Genomic DNA, 17,263 nt, shown 5'->3' on the forward strand with positions numbered 1-17,263 from the left:
ATTCCTCCATAGATTCATTCAGGATGTTTCTCCGTGGATTTGCGCTGGAGAAGATCGTAGGTCTGCCCGTTCACAGAGAGATAGAAGGCATCTCTTCGGGCGTCGTATTCAACGTGTTCCGCCAACTGGTAATAGGCCGGCCGGGAAAAGCGGGCCGGGAATCGTCCTCCGCGGACCGAGCAGTAAGGCACATTGTCTTCCGTCATGCACAGGCTGGATGGGTCGAGGGATTCCAGGCTGTCGTCGCACAGGAGAAGCTTGAGCCCGCCGCCGTTCCCTTCCGCTTCTGCCGACCGAAAGACAGCCCTGATTACAAAGGGAGTATCCTCCACTTCAATGACGCAGCAATCATGTCCCAGGTCGATCCAGTACCGCCCCTCTTCGTCAAGCCGGAGGTGTTCATAGAAATAATTTACAATCTCCTTGCGGAACATGACGGCGCCACGGAAGTACCAGACACCGTCCCGGTCAACCCGGATGTCACACAGAGGAATGTTTTCCTGTGAGTATTCCATCATTTCTCAAGATTCTTTCTGCTGTCGATCCATATCGTCACGGGACCGTCGTTGATGAGCCGAACCTTCATCATCGCCTGAAATTCGCCTTCTCCGACACGACCATCGAGCCGTTCCCGCGACTTGCCGACAAAGTAATCGTAAAGACTCCGGGCGCGTTCCGGCTCCTCAGCGTGAGCAAAAGACGGTCGCCGACCCTTTCGGCAGTCTGCCAGCAGGGTAAACTGGGATATAGCCAGCATGGCCCCTCCCGTGTCCAGCAGGGAAAGGTTCATTTTGCCGTCCGGGTCCTCGAAGATCCGAAGGTTGATGATCTTTTCCAGGAGATAGTCGGCATCCGCTTCCCTGTCTCCCTGCTCCACGCCGAGGAAGACCAGGAGTCCGGCACCGATTTCGGAAAGGTTTTTTTCTCCGGCCGTTACACCGGCCTCGGAGACACGCTGGATGACGGCCCGCATCTGCATACCCCGTCTAAACGCGGCGCATGTTAGCAGCAATCGGAGCGGCCTTCAAGTGCTTTGTGTTTTCGTGAGCGGGAAATGGCGAGAGGCCCCAGGGTGGGGCCTCTCAAGCCGAGAGCCGTCGGAAAAAATCAGTTGTTCTTTTCCGGGGCGACAGACAGAATCTGTGTTATGGGGAGAGCGGCAATATCGAGGAATTTTCGATACTTTGGATTTTCAGGCGGAAGCATGTCCATGACCCTTGAGTACAGATTTTCGATGGTTACTTCACGTCCCTCCTGCTTGCCCGGAATTCCGTAGCGGATTCTTTTCCGTTCCTGTTCGTTCAGTTTATTGATAAGATTCTTTGTTGTCCAGATGGAACCCCGGCGTGCGAAGTCCGAGAGCCTCGATGCATAGTTGACCGAGTCACCCAAAGCTGTGAATTCGATGTTCGGGGCTGTGGGAATCGTCCCGAAGAACTCCTGTCCTTCATTGATTCCAATATTTAAATACAGATCGTTGGACCATCCCTTGCGCAGTTTCCATTCGTAGCTCAGACGTGCCATATTTGCCTTCAGTTCCACCGAACAGGCAATGGAATTCATCAGGTAGTTGGAATCCCGCTCCCGTAGGAAATAATAAACCATACCGTCCCCCACGTGCTTTCCGTACATCCCGTAATAGCTGCGGAAAGAGCCTTCCATCGTTTTCCAGATCTCGTTGATGAGTTCGAAGTACTCCTCCGGTGCCAGTTCGGCGCAGATCCGGCTGGATTCCTGCAGGTCGGCCACGAGGACACAAAAGGAGGTCAACGTGGGCATCCTCTGCTTCATAAGTTCCCGGACCACTTGGTCGCGGCTGGAGAGAAGTTCAGCAACTCCTTTAATAATCCTTTCCACCTGCCCGTACACAAAGAGAATTCCCTCGCGAAACACGGCATAATACACGTGATAGGGTTGCTTTTTTCCATTCAGGCCTGGGGTCTCCAGAAAAAGGTCTTTCACAGAATCATGGGGAGCTGCTTCCGAGCGTTCGTAGAGCTTCTCCAGATATTCCAGCTCTTCCGAGGCCATGTCGCCGTACATTCTTGAAAGAAAACTTGTAGTTTGTTTGGCTTTCACAAACGACATGTGAAAAGCGCAGAGGTCGAGATCCATGCTTCCCAAGGTTCGGCTTGAGGCCCCACATCGGAGGAGAAGACGAAAAACATTACGATTTTCAGCCTCCCGGATGGTGCGAACGGATCTGCGAAAAATTTTCTCCTCCGCCAGAGGATTGATCCAGTCGATTTCGAAATTATTGTTCAAAAGGTACGCAGGACAGGGAATCTCATCGATTGTGACCTGCAGCGACATCCCCCTTCGCCGGGCCTCTCCCTCCCTGGCTGCGAGGTTGGAATGGCCCGATCCTTTGGATGGCTCCTCATGGAGGGTCTCGGTCAATACTTCACCTTGCTTTGCTCCTGAGAGAGCCGCCGGCGGCTCTTCAGGATTCAAAATTGCTGTCTCCTGTGCTTCCTTCCCTGTTTTTTTTTCCACGGGAAAACGAACGCCAAGTTCATCGAGAATACTGTGCATATTTCTTCCCTCCCTCTTCATTCGTTGCACCGCTTCGATCCGTTCGACCACGGAAAGCGGAAAGTAGCCGATCCGTCTTGCTTTGACACGATCTCCCTCCGGCTTTGCGACGCGCGGTTTCGGTATCAGGCCCATCTGAATGTAATTGTTCAGAGTTGCCCGCGAGATTCCGGTCTTGTGCAGGATGTCCAGGCTGCTGATCCAGGAGGTTTCACTCGAGTTGTCCACGGCATCTCCTCTGCGTCTTCTCGTATGAACAGTCCAAAAATACGAATTATCGTCTTTACGTGTCCAGAATAAGTAAACAATGGTGGGTTGTCAAGAAAAAAATGGACAGTCCACGGCAATTTATTGCCATTACCGGCTGGAGTGTATAATACAACGTAAAAGAAATATCTTGTACAGTATAATGGCATTTATGCCCGCCCTCATGCCGCCTTCCGACTTTACCGTTGTCCTTTCCTCCGGCTGTGTGCTATGGTTTTCCAAATTCACGAATATGTCGAGAATCTCTCATGCTTTATTCTTACCGCAAAAAAAACATCCTTCTGGTCAATCCGTGGATCCACGACTTCGCAGCGCATGATCATTGGGCAAAACCAATGGGGCTCCTCTATATTGCATCTATTCTTAGAAAATATAACTATAATATAAAATATTTGGACTGTTTATGTTTGTGTTCTGAGTTAGGCTGTGGGCTGGATCAGGCATTCTCTCGGCGCAAGGGAGACGGGCGAGGATCATATCCGAAGGAAGAGATCCCGAAGCCCGATATTTTGGGCGGAATCCCGAGAAAGTACAGTCGATACGGATTCTCTCCCCGGCTCGTGGAGGACCGGCTGAAAAAAATGGCCAGGCCCGATCTCGTTCTCGTAACATCCTTCATGACCTACTGGTACCCGGGAGTCATCGAGACGATCAGTCTCATACGATCCGCCTGGAAGTCCGTGCCCGTGGTCCTCGGTGGCATCTATGCGACGCTCTGTACCGAACATGCTATCAGATACTCGGGGGCCGACCTCGTTCATCCCGGTGATGGAATCGCGACGCTTCCCGCTCTCCTGGAGGAGGTTTTCGCGGAGCGGCATGAACCGTCCAAATGCACAGATACGCTGGACAACCTTCCCTATCCGGCCTTCGATCTTCTGCCATATCTGGACCAGATTCCGATTCTCACCTCACGAGGTTGCCCTTTCCGCTGTACTTATTGTGCATCCCGCCGGATGGAGCCCCGGTTTCGCAGGCGAAGTCCTCAGGCTGTCGCCGATGAAATCGTCTATTGGCATGAACGTTTCGGAATTTCCGACTTTTCGTTTTATGACGATGCCCTGCTGACGAATCCGAAGGAGATGATTCTACCGCTGATCCGGGAGATGATCCGCCGGAATCTACTATGCCGTTTTCATTGTCCCAATGGCCTGCATCTGCGGGACGTCGACGAAGAGCTCAGTCGGCAACTCTTCCGGGCTGGATTCAAAACCCTTCGCTTTGGTTTCGAGACGGCGGACGCGGACCGGCAGCGGGAAACGGGTGGCAAGGCCTGCTCCGGCGACCTGAAAAATGCGATGGAATGCCTCCGGAAGGCCGGTTACCGCGACGGAGAGGTGGGGGTATACCTGCTTTGCGGACTGCCGGGACAGGGTGTTGCGGAAATCGGCGAGGGAATCGACTTCGTCCGCTCCTGCGGGGCGAGACCCATCCTTGCGGAGTATTCGCCCATTCCGGGAACGGAACTCTGGGACCAGGCGGTGTCTGTCTCACCCTACCCAATCGCCGAAGAGCCCCTTTTTCACAACAACACCTTGCTTCCCTGCGCGGAGAAGGAACTGACACTGCCGGTTTTCAGGGAATTGAAGAGACGGGCGCTGGCTCCGGACTGAATGCCGGGATTAATAAAATCCTGAAGGGAGTGAAAGCCGGGGGACAGGACGTGCCGGTGTGGTTTTCAAAGGACCGGAAACCGGACATTCGGGGAGGGGCTGCTTTGGTTTTGTCGGCCACGCAGGTAGCCGAAGGGCGACGACCGGAAGAATCGAATCAGGACCCGGCCCGGCGGAGAATCTCCGTCGCCTGGATGATCTTCATGACCTCCACCGTCCCGGAAGCCGGGAAAAGCTCCAAGGCATCATTGAGAAGCCTGGGCAGGTGGGATTGAGGATTCACGCCTTGCCCTCCCAGGATCTGCATGGCCTTCTGGGTGACCAGCAGGGCCGTTTCGGCGCCGACGGCCTTGGCCCGGGCCGCCCACTTCCCGATGCGCCGCGGCTGCACACCACGGTCCAGGGCTGCTCCGGGATAGTAAACGACCCACCGGGCCTTTTCGATCTCCGTTTCCATTTCTGCCAGCATGAACTGGATGTGCTGAAGCCGGCTGATCGGTTTCCCATAAAGGACCCTTTCCCGGGCAAAGCGGAGGGCGATTTCGAAGGCGCCCTCGGCGATGCCGAGACCGATGGCCCCGATGGTGGGACGGGAAACGATGAAGCTGGAAAGGGCAATCGCATGCCCGTCGCCTTCCCGGCCGATCAGGTTCCCGCCGGGAACGCGGCAGTCCTCGAAAAGGAGTTCGCTGATTGGGACGGAGCGGAACCCCGTCTGGCTCTCCCTTCGTCCGACCCGAAAACCGGGCGTCTTCTTCTCGACCATGAGCATGCTGGCACGGTTTCCTGTCCGGACCAGAAGGAGACAGTAATCCGCAATGCCGCCGTTTGTAATGTAAACCTTTCGTCCCCGGACCCGGAACGTATCTCCTTCCCGCGCCGCTTCCGTATTGAGGTTGGCCACGTCGGAGCCGCCGGTGGGCTCCGTGGCGGCAAGGCAGATGATCCGCTTTCCCCGAAGTACCGGGGTCAGATACCGCTTTCGCTGTTCCTCGGTGCCGTATCGCTCGAGGGCATGGACAGGGGCCAGGGTACCTTCCAGAAAGAAGGCGATGGACGGATAGACCCGGGATATTTCCTCGGCAGCGACCAGTCCCGCCAGATAACCAAGGCCCGATCCGCCGGTTTCCCGGTCCTGGGCCGCACCGATGATTCCTAGAGACGCAAGGGAAGCCGGCAGTTTACGGGGAAATTCACCTACTGCGTCCAGATCGAGGGCCCGGGGAGCAAGTTCCTCTTCCGCCATTCGACGCACGGTTGCCCGAAACTCCTGAAGTTCTTCGCTCAACTCAAACATCGTTTCATTCCTCATCGCAGGATGGTCCGATACACGCGGGGTGCAATTCTCTATCACATTACTGTCGGGAATGCCCTTCCCTTTCTTCCTCCTGGGATGAGGTCCCCCCAGATATTGCAGGAGCAGATCCGCCTCTTTGCCGGTTGAAAAAAACTCAGCCACCTGTTAGTGACAGAGAACGAAACGGCAAACCCCGACCGGCGTATCACTCCTGCCGTGAACTGCGGGAAGTCCGCTTCCGGTCCTGAACAATCCCATCGAAGGAGGGCGATCATGGATTTCAGACTTACGGAAGAGCAGGAACTCATTCGCAAGAACATGAGGGAATTCGCGGAGAAGTATGTGGACCCCATCGCCGCCGAGATTGACGAAAACAGCAGGCATCCTGTCGAGCTGTTCCGGAAGCTCGCAGAGGGAGACTGGATGGGGATTCCAATTCCCCAGGAGTACGGCGGAGCCGGAGCGGATTACCTGACGCACACGCTGGTCGTGGAGGAATTGTCGCGATCCTGCTCGTCAACGGGATTCACCGTCTCCATTCACGTGGGCATCGCCTGCATGCTGATCAACCTCTTCGGCAGCGAAGACCAGAAAAAAAAATTCCTCGTTCCCATGGCCAGAGGCCGGCACCTGGGCGCCTTTGTCCTGACGGAGCCGGGGGCCGGGACGGACGTTATGGCCGCTACGACCACCGCCGTGGCGGACGGAGGCGATTATGTAATCAACGGAACAAAGACCTTTACGTCCAACGGACCGACGGGCGACACCTACATGGTCTTCGCATGGACAGACAAGGCGGCAGGTCGGAAGGGCATGAGCGCCTTCATCGTTCCCAAGGAAACCATAGGTATGAAAGCAGGCGAACACTTTGACAAGATGGGTCTCCGCTCCTCCCAGACCTCCGAAATGGTCTTCAAGGACTGCCGGGTCCCGAAGGAAAACCTGCTGGGCAAGGAAGGAAACGGTATGGCCATGGCCATGGCGGGCTTCGACCACGGCCGAGTCGGGATTGCGGCCCAGTCCGTCGGAATCCTGCAGGCGGCCCTGGATGAGTCCATCCGGTATTCCAAGGAGCGGGTCCAGTTCGGCACCCCCATTGCCCGGCACCAGGCCATTTCCTGGATGATCGCCGACATGGCCACGGACCTGTCCGCCGCTCGCTACCTGACCTATGCCGCCGCCTGGCTGAAAGACCAGAAACAGCCCTTCAGCAAGGAGGCCTCCATGGCCAAGCTGTTCGCCGCCGAGGCCGCCATGAAACACACGATCAAGGCCGTTCAGATCCACGGCGGATACGGGTACTGCAAGGGTGCCAAGGTGGAGCGACTGATGCGGGACGCGAAGATCACCGAGATTTACGAAGGAACGTCGGAGGCACAGAGGATGGTGATATCCGGAAACGTGCTCCGCTAGGAAACCGGGGTTCGGGAATGCCCGGACGGAGGGATGAGGATGGCAGTCCTGGTTGCATGCTTCAAATGGGTCATCGACGAGGCCTACATCCGGCGGACCTCCGCCGGTGAACTGGACCTGTCTTCTGTCAGTTACAAGATCAGCGACTACGACCGGAACGCCCTGGAAGAGGCGGCCCGCCTGAAGGAAGCAGCCGGAGGATCCGTCGCCGCCGTAACCGTGGGTATCCCCGAAGCGACCAAAGGCGTCAAGGACGCCCTCTCCCGGGGCGCCGATCAGGCCTTTTTCATTGCCGATCCCTCCTTTGAAAAGCTTGATGCCTCCCGGACGGCCGCCGTTCTGGCGGATGTCATCCGGACACGCATCGGTCATTTTGATCTGATCCTCTGCGGCGAAGGATCGAGCGATCGCTACGACCAGCAGGTTGGGATCCGCCTGGCGGAGCGGCTGGGCATCCCCTGCGTGTCCTTTGTCCAGAAGATCGATCTGGAGGAAGGGCGCCTGTCGGCCGAACGGCGTCTGGAGGACGGGATCGAGCAGGTTTCCGCCCCGTTGCCCGCCGTTGTGACGGTCCTTCCGGACATCAACGTTCCCAGAATCCCCGGCGTGAAAGACACGCTGTCGGCCTCCCGCAAGCCCATCGTCACGATCGGCAGGGAGGAACTGTCCGTCACGCAGGACGACGGGCATTTTCGCACCGTTTCACTCACGGCTTCCCGACTGGAGCGGCAGTGCGAGCGTTTCGGGATGGACGAGGCGGAAATCAGCCGTTTTGTCGGAATGCTTCGACAAAAGGGAGTTCTCCGATAAAGGAACACGCCATGGCAGGAATCTGGATATTCGCTGAAAAGATCGGGCAGGCCCTGGAACTTCTCGAGGCGGGGCAAACACTCATCGCCGCAGGAATGAGCGGAGAACTCGCGGCCTTTTCGTGGCCGGGCGGACCCGACCCGGAGGTACTCGGAACGGGAGGCGCCGCCGAAGTGTTGCTGCTTCCGCCTCTGGCCGAAGATCAGCCTCTTGAGGCCTATGGACCCGCCATTTTGGCGGAAGCCCGGCAAGCAGGGCCGGACTTATTGCTCTTTTCCGCCACGGCCCGCGGCAAGGACCTGGCGGCCCGGATCGCCGGCGGTCTCGATGCCGGACTCTGCAGCGGATGCACCGCTCTCCGCTGGGACAGCGAATCCGAAACACTGGAAATGGAGAGGCTTTTGTACGGCGGAGCGGCGGTTCACAGGATCGCGGCCCTCGCCTTCCCCATTCTGGCGGCCGTGCCCCCCGGAACGTTCCGTCCGGGCGCCGGAAACCCGGACCGGAAACCCCGAACCCGTCATCTGCCGGCGCCTCCCCTTTCTTCGGTCCGCGTACTGGAACGAAAGCCCAAGGAGCGGCAGGGACTGGACGTCGCGGCGTCGAAGATCGTCGTATGCGCCGGCCGCGGCTTCGACAAAAGGGAAGATCTTGCCCTTGCCCGCGACCTGGCGGATGCCCTGGGTGGCGCCCTGGCCTGCACGAGGCCGATTTCTGAGGAAATGCACTGGCTTCCGGAAGACCTCTGCATCGGACTGTCGGGCATCCAGGTCAAGCCGGACCTGTATATCGGTATCGGCGTCTCCGGCCAGGTCCAGCACCTGACGGGAATCCGCGGCGCCAAGGTCGTCTGTGCCGTCAACCGCGACGATCAGGCGCCGATCTTTGCCGCAGCCGACCTGGGCATCGTCGGCGACCTCTATGCGGTCCTTCCCCGTCTCCTTCAGGCGTTGAAGGAAACGGCGTCTCCCTGAATGGCCGGACACGAGAAGGAGCAGAGAGGCACATTCATGGGTACTCCCCGCTGGTGGATCAGGAACGCCGTTATCGCTCTGGGATCGGCTTTTTTTCTTGCCTTCGGCGTCGAAGCCCTCGTCGCGGCCTACCGTCTTCGGAACGCCCATGAATTCATCGTTTATTTCTTCTCTTCCAGTTTCATCATCCTCATCAGCCTGGTGGGGCTTCTCTACCCGCTCCTGCAGATTCATGCCTTTTTCCGGGCCAGGAAAGGTGAAGGCCATGATGACCAGCCCTGACAGGCGCCTTGTTCTTCTCATTCTCTCGGCGCTGCTTCTCTGGGGAGGCATTGCCCAGGCCGAGGACCTGGAGGGAAGGGTCCTCCGCAAGATTTTGCCCAACGGCCTGACGGTTCTTCTCCTGGAGCGCCCCCTGAGTCCCACCGTGTCGCTCTATATTCGCTACAGAGCGGGAGCGGCCGACGATCCGGACGGCCGGACCGGGACGGCCCACCTGTTGGAACACATGCTCTTCAAGGGCACCGAAACCATCGGCCCCCTGGATCCGGCCGGAGATGCAGAGCTTCTGGAGCGGATCTTCCAGGTCGGCGGAGAGCTCGACAGGGAACGAGCCCGGGGGGACCAGGCCGATACGGGAAAAGTGAAGGATCTCATCGCCCGGCTCGAGGACCTTCAATCCCGGCACCGGAAGACGTTCAAATCCAACGAAATCGACCGGCTGTACTCCATGAACGGCGCCGTGGGTCTCAATGCCTCCACGGGGCAGGATGTGACTACCTATCATGTCAGCCTGCCCATGAACCGCATCGAACTCTGGGCCAGGATCGAGTCGGACAGGATGATCCGTCCGGTATTTCGTGAGTTCTACGCCGAGCGCGACGTGGTTCAGGAAGAGCGCAGGCAGCGCACCGATACGGATCCGGGCGGCCTCCTCTATGAGCGTTTCATGGCCGCCGCATTCATTTCCCATCCCTATCGCAGGCCGATCCTCGGCTGGCCTTCCGATCTTGCGTTCCTCGATCCGACGGTACTGAGGTCTTTTCTTCTCCATCACCACGCTCCGAACAATACCGTCATCGCCGTCGTCGGGCGGATCCGAACCGATGACGTTATCCGACTGATCGAGAGATACTTCGGAGACATTCCCCGGCAGGCCCCTCTTTTCGGACATCTAACGGAGGAGCTTACCCAGCGGGGCGAACGGAGGGTTCGAGTGGAATTCGACGCCCGTCCGCAGGTGATGATCGGCTGGCATAAACCGGCTCTCCCCCATTTCGACGACTACGTCTTTGACGTCATCGAGGCGCTGCTCTCCCGCGGCCGGACCTCCCGGTTCTATCAAAAACTCGTGGAGGAAACGGGAGTGGCGGAAAGCGCCGCCGCCGCGAGCAGCCTGCCCGGCTCCCGGTACCCGAACCTGTTCGTGTTCTTCGGAACGCCCCGGGACCCGCATACTCCGGAAGCACTGGAGAAAGCCGTCCAAGCCGAGATCGCAATACTGCAGAAGGAGCCCGTCCCGGAAAAGGAGTTGGAAAAAGTGAAGAACCGGATGCGGGCCGATTACATCCGGGAGCTGGCTTCCAACGAGGGGCTGGCGAGCAAGCTGTCCTATTACGAAGCCATTGCGGGCGACTGGCGATACATCACCGGACACCTGAAGGTCATCGATCGGATCACCCCGGCGGACGTCCAGCGCGTGGCCCGGACCTACCTGGTTCCGGAGAACCGCACCGTCGGTGTGCTGGAGAAAAAACCATGAGACGCCTGCCGGTTGTCTTTCTCGTGATTTTGCTGACTCTTATTTCCTTCCTCCCAGCATCGGCAAAGGCTGAAGATCGTTCCAAGACGGTGCCGCTGATCCGGATTTCCCCTGACCGCCTCTCCTATCCGCCCCTCGATTTTCAGGTCCCGCGGGCCGAACGCTTCCTCATGAAAAACGGCATGGTCGTCTATTTCTTTCAGGACCGCGAGGTTCCGGTCGTAAACGTCCAGGCCTTCCTGAAGGCCGGTTCCCTGCAGGACCCGGACGGCAAGGAGGGGCTCGCGGAGCTGACTGCCACGGTGATGAGGACCGGCGGCATCCGCTCCCTGTCGGGACGCGGGGTGGATGAACGACTGGACTTCCTGGCCGCCGAAGCGGGACTGGCGGCGGGCCCGCAGACCATCACGGCCACCTTTTCGGTCCTGAAAAAAGATCTGGAAGAGGGACTCGCGATCTTCTCCGGCATCCTGCGGTATCCCGTCTTTGAGGAAGAAAAGCTGCATCTGGCGAAAGAACTGAAGAAGGAAGATCTGCGGAGGATCGCCGACGATCCCCAGCGACTGGCCTTTCGTGAATTCAACCGCTTTTTTTACCGGAACAGCCCCTGGGGCCGCCTCTCTTCCCTGGCGTCGATCGACGCCGTCCGCCGGCAGGACCTGGTTCGCTGGCACCAGCGCTTCTTCTCACCCCGAAATCTGTGGATCGCCGTCAGCGGCGATGTAACCCGAAAAGAGGCCGAGGCCGCCCTGGAGCGCCATTTCGGAACCTGGCCCGCCGCGGAGCCCGCCGGGACTTCGACGCCCCCGCCCTCTCCACAGCGGCGAGGAATCCGCTTTATTCCCAAGGAGATATCGCAATCCATCGTCATCGTCGGTCACCCGGCGCCGCCGAAAAGCGCCCCGGATTACTATGCCTTTGAGGTCCTCGACTTTCTCCTGGGCAGCGGCGGCTTTTTCTCACGAATTTTCCAGGAAGTCCGCACCGACCGGGGGCTTGCCTACAGTACGGGCAGCTTTTATCGGGACCGCCGCGACCACGGGCTATTCGGCGCCTATGCATTCACCGGGGCGAAGTCAACCCTCCCGGTCCTGACACTCCTGGAACAGATCCTTGCGGAAAGCGAAAAACGCGGCTTCACGGAGAAAGACCTGCAGCTGGCCAAGGATTCCCTGCTCAACAGCTTCCTCTTTTCTTTCCAGTCACCGGAGCAGATCGTCAAGAGCCGTCTTTCCGTTGAGTTCAACGGCCTTCCCGCCGATTTTCTCGAGACCTACCGGGAAAGAATCCGCCGCGTAACCCTGGATGATCTGCAGGTGGCGGCGAACCGCTGGCTGGACGCAGGCAGGGCGTCGATCCTCGTCCTCGGAAATCCCGGCGATTTCGGAGGCAGCCTCGAATCCTTCGGAAGCGTGACCAAAGCCCCGTAGCCCGGCGGTTCCCGTTTGGACCCGGCGGAAACCGGCCTCCGGATCGGGAAATACAGGCCCCCCTCCCGCCACAGTTTTCTTTGCCTCCGGACCCTTCCTGTGGTAGAAATCGCGCTCCGTTTATCATTCAAGGAGCAGTGACCCGACGAACATGATCCGGCAAGACACCTTCCAGCGCATATCCGCGCGCATCGATCGTTACGAAGCGGACATGATCCGCCTCCAGGCCGAGTTGACGGCCATTCCCGCCCTGGCCCCGGAAAACGGCGGGGACGGCGAATACAGAAAATCGCGCCGTCTGAAAGAGCTTCTCGAAGAGTATGGCTTCCCGGAGGTCCGGGAGATCAATGCCCCCGACGAGCGGGTATCGGACGGCGTCCGCCCGAACCTGGTGACCCTGATCCCTGGGCGGACCGACCGGAGGGTCTGGATCCTGTCGCATATGGACATCGTTCCGCCGGGAGAGCTCTCCTTCTGGGACGGAGATCCCTACACGGTCCGCGTCCGCGACGGCAAGGTCTTCGGAAGGGGGACGGAAGACAACCAGCAGGATCTGGTCGCCTCCGTCTTCGCCGCCAAGGCGTTCCTCGACGAAGGAGTCGTTCCGGAGGCCGCAATGGGGCTTGCTTTCGTAGCCGACGAGGAAACGGCCAGCCACAAGGGGCTGGATTATATCCTGCAAAGCCCTGATAATCCGTTCCGCCGGGACGACCTGCTGGTCGTCCCCGATTCGGGAAACGAAGACGGCTCCCTCATCGAGATCGCCGAGAAGAGCATCCTCTGGCTGCGCTTAGAGACCATTGGAAAGCAGTGCCATGCCAGCCGGCCCGATATGGGCCTCAACGCCTTCCGGGCGGCGTCCCACCTGGTGGTTCGCCTGAACGGGCTTCACGACCGTTTCGAAGCCGTCGATCCCCTTTTCAATCCTCCGCGAAGCACCTTCGAACCAACCCGGAAGGACGCCAACGTCCCCAACGTCAACACGATCCCCGGCGAAGACGTTTTCTACCTGGACTGCCGTATACTCCCACAATACGACCTTTCGGAGGTCGAAGCGGTCATCCGGTCCATGGCCGATGAAATCGAAAAAAGCTTCGGTGTCTCCATCTCCATCGCACCGGTGCAGCGGATCCAGTCCCCCCCGGCGACTCCCGCCTCGTCACCGGTCGTTTCCGCTCTGAAGAACGCCATCCGGGATGTGTACGCTGTTTCCGCCACGCCCCAGGGGGTGGGAGCGGGAACCGTTGCCGCCTTTTTCCGGGCCGCCGGGTACCCCGTGGCCGTCTGGAGCCGCTGCCGCTACATGGCCCATCAACCGAACGAATACTGCCTCCTGTCAAGCATGACGGGCAATGCCAAGGTCTTCGCCCATCTGGTCCTCCAGGAAGCGGGATACTGAACGGCATCGGGTCCTTGCAAACCGAACGGAACAGTGTCCGGAATCGTCCGCTCCATCCGCCACATTTCCATTGACACGTCCTCATGATTTCCCTATGCTCGTTTGGAATTTCAAGCACTTGAATTGTGTGTTGAAAATAACAGAGGACCTTTCGGACACTCGGTCCTGATTCATCCAGCGGGGGCGCGTTACAGCAAAGGGGGGTTTGCTCTTTCGGGCAAGCCCCTCGCTTGTCTGTCGCAGTCCGCTGCGGCAGGGCGCCGGACAAACGAAGCGCAATGAATATACGGAAGGCTTAGGACAGGTTCCATATGATCAGCATTCGCATCGACGGGCAAGACTATCTGGTGGAAAAAGGACAGACCATCATCGATGCCGCGCGGGCCCACGGCATCGACATCCCCTTTCTCGGATACGACCCCCGGGTCAGCCCGCCAAGCAACGTGGAAGCGGCCTTTGTGGAGCTTCATGCAGGAGGCGGCATCAGATTCGTCTCGGCGACGGCCACCGAGGCGTCGGAAGGCATGGTCATCCGTACAGAATCGGATGCCCTGGCAAGTTACCGGAAAATCTACCTTCAGGCCATACTCCGCCATCACTACGGCGACTGCACCGCACCGTGCGTCCGGCGCTGTCCCGCCCACATCGACATCCAGAAGTATATCTACCACGTGGATGCCGGCAATTTCCGGGAGGCCCTGGAAGTCATAAAAGACAGCAATCCGATGCCCGCCGTCTGCGGCCGCGTATGCCCCCATCCCTGCGAATCCGACTGCCGGAGAAACGCCGTCGACGGCGCCGTCAACATCAACGGCATCAAGCGATTCGTCGCCGACAGGGACCGCTGCCAACTCACCCCCTACCGGCCGGAGTGTGCGTCCGATACGGGCTTTCGAGTCGCCGTCATCGGTGCCGGTCCCGCGGGTTTGACAGCGGCCTGGTTTCTCCGGAGGGCCGGGCATCGGGTAACGATCTTCGAGATGCAGGAAGCGGCTGGAGGAATGCTGCGCTGGGGAATCCCCTTCTACCGTCTTCCCGAGGAAGAACTCGATGCGGAGATCCAGTCCATTCTCGAACTCGGTATCGACATTCATTACGGGAAGAAGCTTGGCCGCGATTTTACGCTGGATTCCCTGAAAAAGGACGGGTTTGACGCCGTGTTCGCCGGCCTGGGCGCACAGAAGGCATCCCCGATCGGAGTGGAGGGAGAAAACCTCCCCGGCGTCGTCTCGGGACTTGATTTTCTCGCGGCACTGGCGCGGGGGGGGAAACCGGAAACGGGGGAGCGGGTGATCGTTCTGGGCGGTGGAAACACCGCCATGGACGCGGCCCGCAGTGCCGTCCGGCTCGGAGTCAGGGATGTCGTCGTAGCCTACCGGAGAACCCGTCGCGAAATGCCGGCCCAGGAGGATGAGATCGAAGAGGCCCTGGAGGAAGGAGTCGACATCCGATACCTGACAGCCCCGCTGGCCATCGAGAAGGAAGGCCCCTTGCTTCGGCTCACGTGTACAAAAATGGAACTGGGGGAACCGGACAAGAGCGGAAGAAGACGGCCTGTTCCCGTTCCGGGGTCCGAGTTCACCCTCATGGCGACGATGATCATCTCCGCCATCGGGCAGACCGTGGACGGCCTCTGCCTGGGACACGAAAAGCTTCTCGACCGGTGGGGAAATGTCCAGGCCGATCCCGCGACCATGCAGACGGCGATTCCCTGGGTCTTCTCAGGCGGCGACTGCGTAACGGGTCCCGACATCGCCATTGCCGCCATCGGGGCCGGCAGGAAAGCGGCCGCATCCATCGACCGTTATCTCCGGGAGGGAACGGTCCTGTCTCCCGACGAACCATACTCCTGCACGAAGGGTGACTGGAAGGACATCCCGAAGGATGCCTTCAAGGACGTCCGGCCCGCCCGGAGAAACGGGATCATCGTTCTGCCGCCCGAAGAAAGGAAATCAACCTTTGCGGAATCGACCCGGACCTGGGACGCCGATACGGCCATGGAGGAAGCCTCCCGGTGCCTCCTGTGCGGTTGCTCGGAGCGCTACGGATGCGATCTCCGAAGTTACGCAAGCCGCTACGGCGTCCAGCACGATGAATCACGGCCGGGAACACTCCTGCCGGTGGACGACAACCACCCGATCATCCGGCGTGACGCCGGAAAGTGCATCCTCTGCGGACTCTGCCTGAAGGTATGCCGTGAGATGGAGGGAGTCTCCGCGCTGAGCTTTTACGAGACGAACAACGTTCTCACCATCGGACCGAACGACCACCGCCCCCTGGATCTGACGACCTGTGTCGCCTGCGGTCACTGTACAACCATCTGCCCAACGGGAGCGCTGACCCTGAGGCCGGTCCTGCCTTCCGTGTACCGGGCCCTCCACACGCCGGAATGGACGGTCGTCGCCCAGATCGCTCCGGCGGTGCGCGCCGCCTTCGGCCAGCACTACGGCATTCTGCCGGAAAACGTCATGCCCGTGTTGAGCGCGGGGCTGAAGGAACTGGGATTCGATTTTGTCTTCGACACCTGCTGGGCCGCTGACCTGACCATCATGGAGGAGGGCACGGAATTCCTGTCGCGCCTGGCGGAGGGCGGCGTGATGCCCCAGATCACGTCCTGCTGCCCTGCCTGGGTGAATTACTGCGAAAAAATGGCACCGGACATCCTGCCCAACCTTTCCTCCTGCAAATCTCCCCAGCAGATGTTCGGCGCGGTCATGAAGCGCTATTTTGCAAAGCAGTTGCGGGTGAGGCCGGAACTTCTCTGCTTCATCTCCATCATGCCCTGCAATGCCAAAAAATACGAAGCCAGCCGTCCGGAGTTCCGATCGGGAGACGTTCCCGACGTGGATATCGTCATGACGACAACCGACGTCATCGCCATGTTCGAGGAGAGGCACATCGATCCCCTGTCGATCAAACCCGTTCCCGTGGACGCGTTCTTCGGGAAGGCCAGCGGCGCCGGCATCATTTTCGGGGCCAGCGGCGGCGTGGCGGAAGCGGCCCTGCGGCTGGCATCGGAGAAGATCAGCGGCCGGAGAATGGAGAGCTTCAATTACGAAGGCGTGCGGGGGATGCAGGGGGTCAAGGAGACCAGGGTCCGGCTGGGCGAGACCGACGTCCGGCTGGCTGTCGTCAGCGGGCTGCAGAACGCCCAGCGGTTGATCGACCGGATTCGGGCCGGCGACGCCCCCTACGACCTCATCGAGGTCATGGCCTGCCCGGGCGGATGCATCAACGGCTCGGGCAATCCGGCTCCACAGCTGAAAAGCGACACGGAATACCGCCTGGAGGTTCTGTACCGTCTTGATCAGGAGGCGTCCATCCGGACCAGCCAGGACAATCCCTCGGTCCAGGACGTCTATCGAAACTGGCTGGGGCGGCCGGACAGCGACGCCTCCCATCATGCCCTTCACACGACCTACCGCCGCCGCTCCATGCGCCCGCAGGAACCGGCCGCTGCCGTTCCCCGTACCGAATATCCGGTGGTTGATGTGGGGGTCTGCATCGGAACGAACTGCTACGTCAAGGGATCCTGGAAATTGCTGGAGGGCCTGTCGGCCGAGTTGAAAAGGCGGGGTCTCACGGAACGGTGCCGAGTGAAGGCCCGTTTCTGTACGGGACAGTGCCAGGACGGCCCGAACATCGCCGTCAACGGCCGGATCATCGGCATCGCGAATCCGGACGACGCGGTGGGCATCGTCGATCGGCACCTGATTCCCGCTCTGGACGGCCCCTTCAAGGAAAAAGAATAGGAATAACGCCC

13 protein-coding genes are annotated in these 17,263 nt (G+C 59.5%); 9 read left to right on the forward strand and 4 right to left on the reverse strand.

The window, feature by feature from the left end; genetic code table 11:
* Window positions 1-14: 14 nt before the first annotated feature.
* From HPY65_01100 to HPY65_01110, 3 genes are all read right to left on the reverse strand, one after another.
* Window positions 15-518 (reverse strand): DUF1285 domain-containing protein, encoded by a 504-nt coding sequence (locus tag HPY65_01100; GenBank protein NPU83056.1) that lies wholly within the window; start codon window positions 516-518, stop codon window positions 15-17.
* Complete coding sequence (locus tag HPY65_01105; protein ID NPU83057.1) at window positions 515-973, reverse strand: D-tyrosyl-tRNA(Tyr) deacylase; 459 nt, start codon at window positions 971-973, stop codon at window positions 515-517. The genes HPY65_01100 and HPY65_01105 overlap by 4 nt, the downstream gene beginning before the upstream one ends.
* Before the next feature lie 134 nt (window positions 974-1,107).
* Entirely contained in the window at window positions 1,108-2,556 is a 1,449-nt protein-coding gene (locus HPY65_01110; protein ID NPU83058.1) for an adenylate/guanylate cyclase domain-containing protein, read from the reverse strand.
* 755 nt (window positions 2,557-3,311) lie between these two features.
* Between HPY65_01110 and HPY65_01115 the strand changes: the two genes are divergently transcribed.
* Window positions 3,312-4,415, forward strand: a complete 1,104-nt coding sequence (locus HPY65_01115) for a B12-binding domain-containing radical SAM protein (GenBank protein NPU83059.1) — start codon at window positions 3,312-3,314, stop codon at window positions 4,413-4,415.
* A 157-nt stretch (window positions 4,416-4,572) separates the two neighbouring features.
* On the opposite strand, the gene HPY65_01120 is transcribed toward HPY65_01115, so the two are convergent.
* Entirely contained in the window at window positions 4,573-5,712 is a 1,140-nt protein-coding gene (locus tag HPY65_01120) for an acyl-CoA dehydrogenase (protein NPU83060.1), read from the reverse strand.
* 273 nt (window positions 5,713-5,985) lie between these two features.
* Here HPY65_01120 and HPY65_01125 point away from each other — a divergent pair, with 273 nt between their 5' ends.
* The 8 genes from HPY65_01125 to HPY65_01160 all read left to right on the forward strand — a co-directional run bounded on the left by HPY65_01125 (window position 5,986) and on the right by HPY65_01160 (window position 17,252).
* Window positions 5,986-7,125, forward strand: coding sequence for an acyl-CoA dehydrogenase (locus tag HPY65_01125; GenBank protein ID NPU83061.1), 1,140 nt, complete (start codon window positions 5,986-5,988; stop codon window positions 7,123-7,125).
* Between the two features lie 39 nt (window positions 7,126-7,164).
* The gene (locus HPY65_01130; GenBank protein NPU83062.1) at window positions 7,165-7,935 is read left to right on the forward strand and encodes an electron transfer flavoprotein subunit beta/FixA family protein; all 771 of its coding nucleotides are present in this window, start codon (window positions 7,165-7,167) and stop codon (window positions 7,933-7,935) included.
* An 11-nt stretch (window positions 7,936-7,946) separates the two neighbouring features.
* The gene (locus HPY65_01135; protein NPU83063.1) at window positions 7,947-8,909 is read left to right on the forward strand and encodes an electron transfer flavoprotein subunit alpha/FixB family protein; all 963 of its coding nucleotides are present in this window, start codon (window positions 7,947-7,949) and stop codon (window positions 8,907-8,909) included.
* The gene (locus HPY65_01140; protein ID NPU83064.1) at window positions 8,910-9,191 is read left to right on the forward strand and encodes a hypothetical protein; all 282 of its coding nucleotides are present in this window, start codon (window positions 8,910-8,912) and stop codon (window positions 9,189-9,191) included.
* The gene (locus tag HPY65_01145; GenBank protein NPU83065.1) at window positions 9,175-10,671 is read left to right on the forward strand and encodes an insulinase family protein; all 1,497 of its coding nucleotides are present in this window, start codon (window positions 9,175-9,177) and stop codon (window positions 10,669-10,671) included. Before HPY65_01140 ends, HPY65_01145 begins: the two co-directional genes overlap by 17 nt.
* Complete coding sequence (locus tag HPY65_01150) at window positions 10,668-12,101, forward strand: insulinase family protein (protein ID NPU83066.1); 1,434 nt, start codon at window positions 10,668-10,670, stop codon at window positions 12,099-12,101. The genes HPY65_01145 and HPY65_01150 overlap by 4 nt, the downstream gene beginning before the upstream one ends.
* A gap of 154 nt (window positions 12,102-12,255) precedes the next feature.
* Entirely contained in the window at window positions 12,256-13,500 is a 1,245-nt protein-coding gene (locus tag HPY65_01155) for a M20 family metallo-hydrolase (protein ID NPU83067.1), read from the forward strand.
* Window positions 13,501-13,811: 311 nt separating this feature from the next.
* Window positions 13,812-17,252 carry an FAD-dependent oxidoreductase gene (locus HPY65_01160; GenBank protein NPU83068.1) on the forward strand — a complete coding sequence of 1,147 codons (3,441 nt, stop codon included), beginning with the start codon at window positions 13,812-13,814 and terminating at the stop codon, window positions 17,250-17,252.
* The last annotated feature ends 11 nt before the right edge of the window (window positions 17,253-17,263 follow it).

Source organism: Syntrophaceae bacterium, from assembly GCA_013177825.1.
GTDB lineage: Bacteria > Desulfobacterota > Syntrophia > Syntrophales > PHBD01 > PHBD01.

Bases quoted from the DNA above. Each gene is read 5' to 3' on its own strand.
- HPY65_01160 (NPU83068.1), top strand. From the start codon at position 13,812: ATGATCAGCATTCGCATCGACGGGCAAGACTATCTGGTGGAAAAAGGA.
- HPY65_01150 (NPU83066.1), top strand. From the start codon at position 10,668: ATGAGACGCCTGCCGGTTGTCTTTCTCGTGATTTTGCTGACTCTTATT.
- HPY65_01105 (NPU83057.1), bottom strand. From the start codon at position 973: ATGCGGGCCGTCATCCAGCGTGTCTCCGAGGCCGGTGTAACGGCCGGA.
- HPY65_01135 (NPU83063.1), top strand. From the start codon at position 7,947: ATGGCAGGAATCTGGATATTCGCTGAAAAGATCGGGCAGGCCCTGGAA.
- HPY65_01130 (NPU83062.1), top strand. From the start codon at position 7,165: ATGGCAGTCCTGGTTGCATGCTTCAAATGGGTCATCGACGAGGCCTAC.
- HPY65_01140 (NPU83064.1), top strand. From the start codon at position 8,910: ATGGCCGGACACGAGAAGGAGCAGAGAGGCACATTCATGGGTACTCCC.
- HPY65_01110 (NPU83058.1), bottom strand. From the start codon at position 2,556: ATGAAGAGGGAGGGAAGAAATATGCACAGTATTCTCGATGAACTTGGC.
- HPY65_01145 (NPU83065.1), top strand. From the start codon at position 9,175: ATGATGACCAGCCCTGACAGGCGCCTTGTTCTTCTCATTCTCTCGGCG.
- HPY65_01125 (NPU83061.1), top strand. From the start codon at position 5,986: ATGGATTTCAGACTTACGGAAGAGCAGGAACTCATTCGCAAGAACATG.
- HPY65_01120 (NPU83060.1), bottom strand. From the start codon at position 5,712: ATGTTTGAGTTGAGCGAAGAACTTCAGGAGTTTCGGGCAACCGTGCGT.
- HPY65_01100 (NPU83056.1), bottom strand. From the start codon at position 518: ATGATGGAATACTCACAGGAAAACATTCCTCTGTGTGACATCCGGGTT.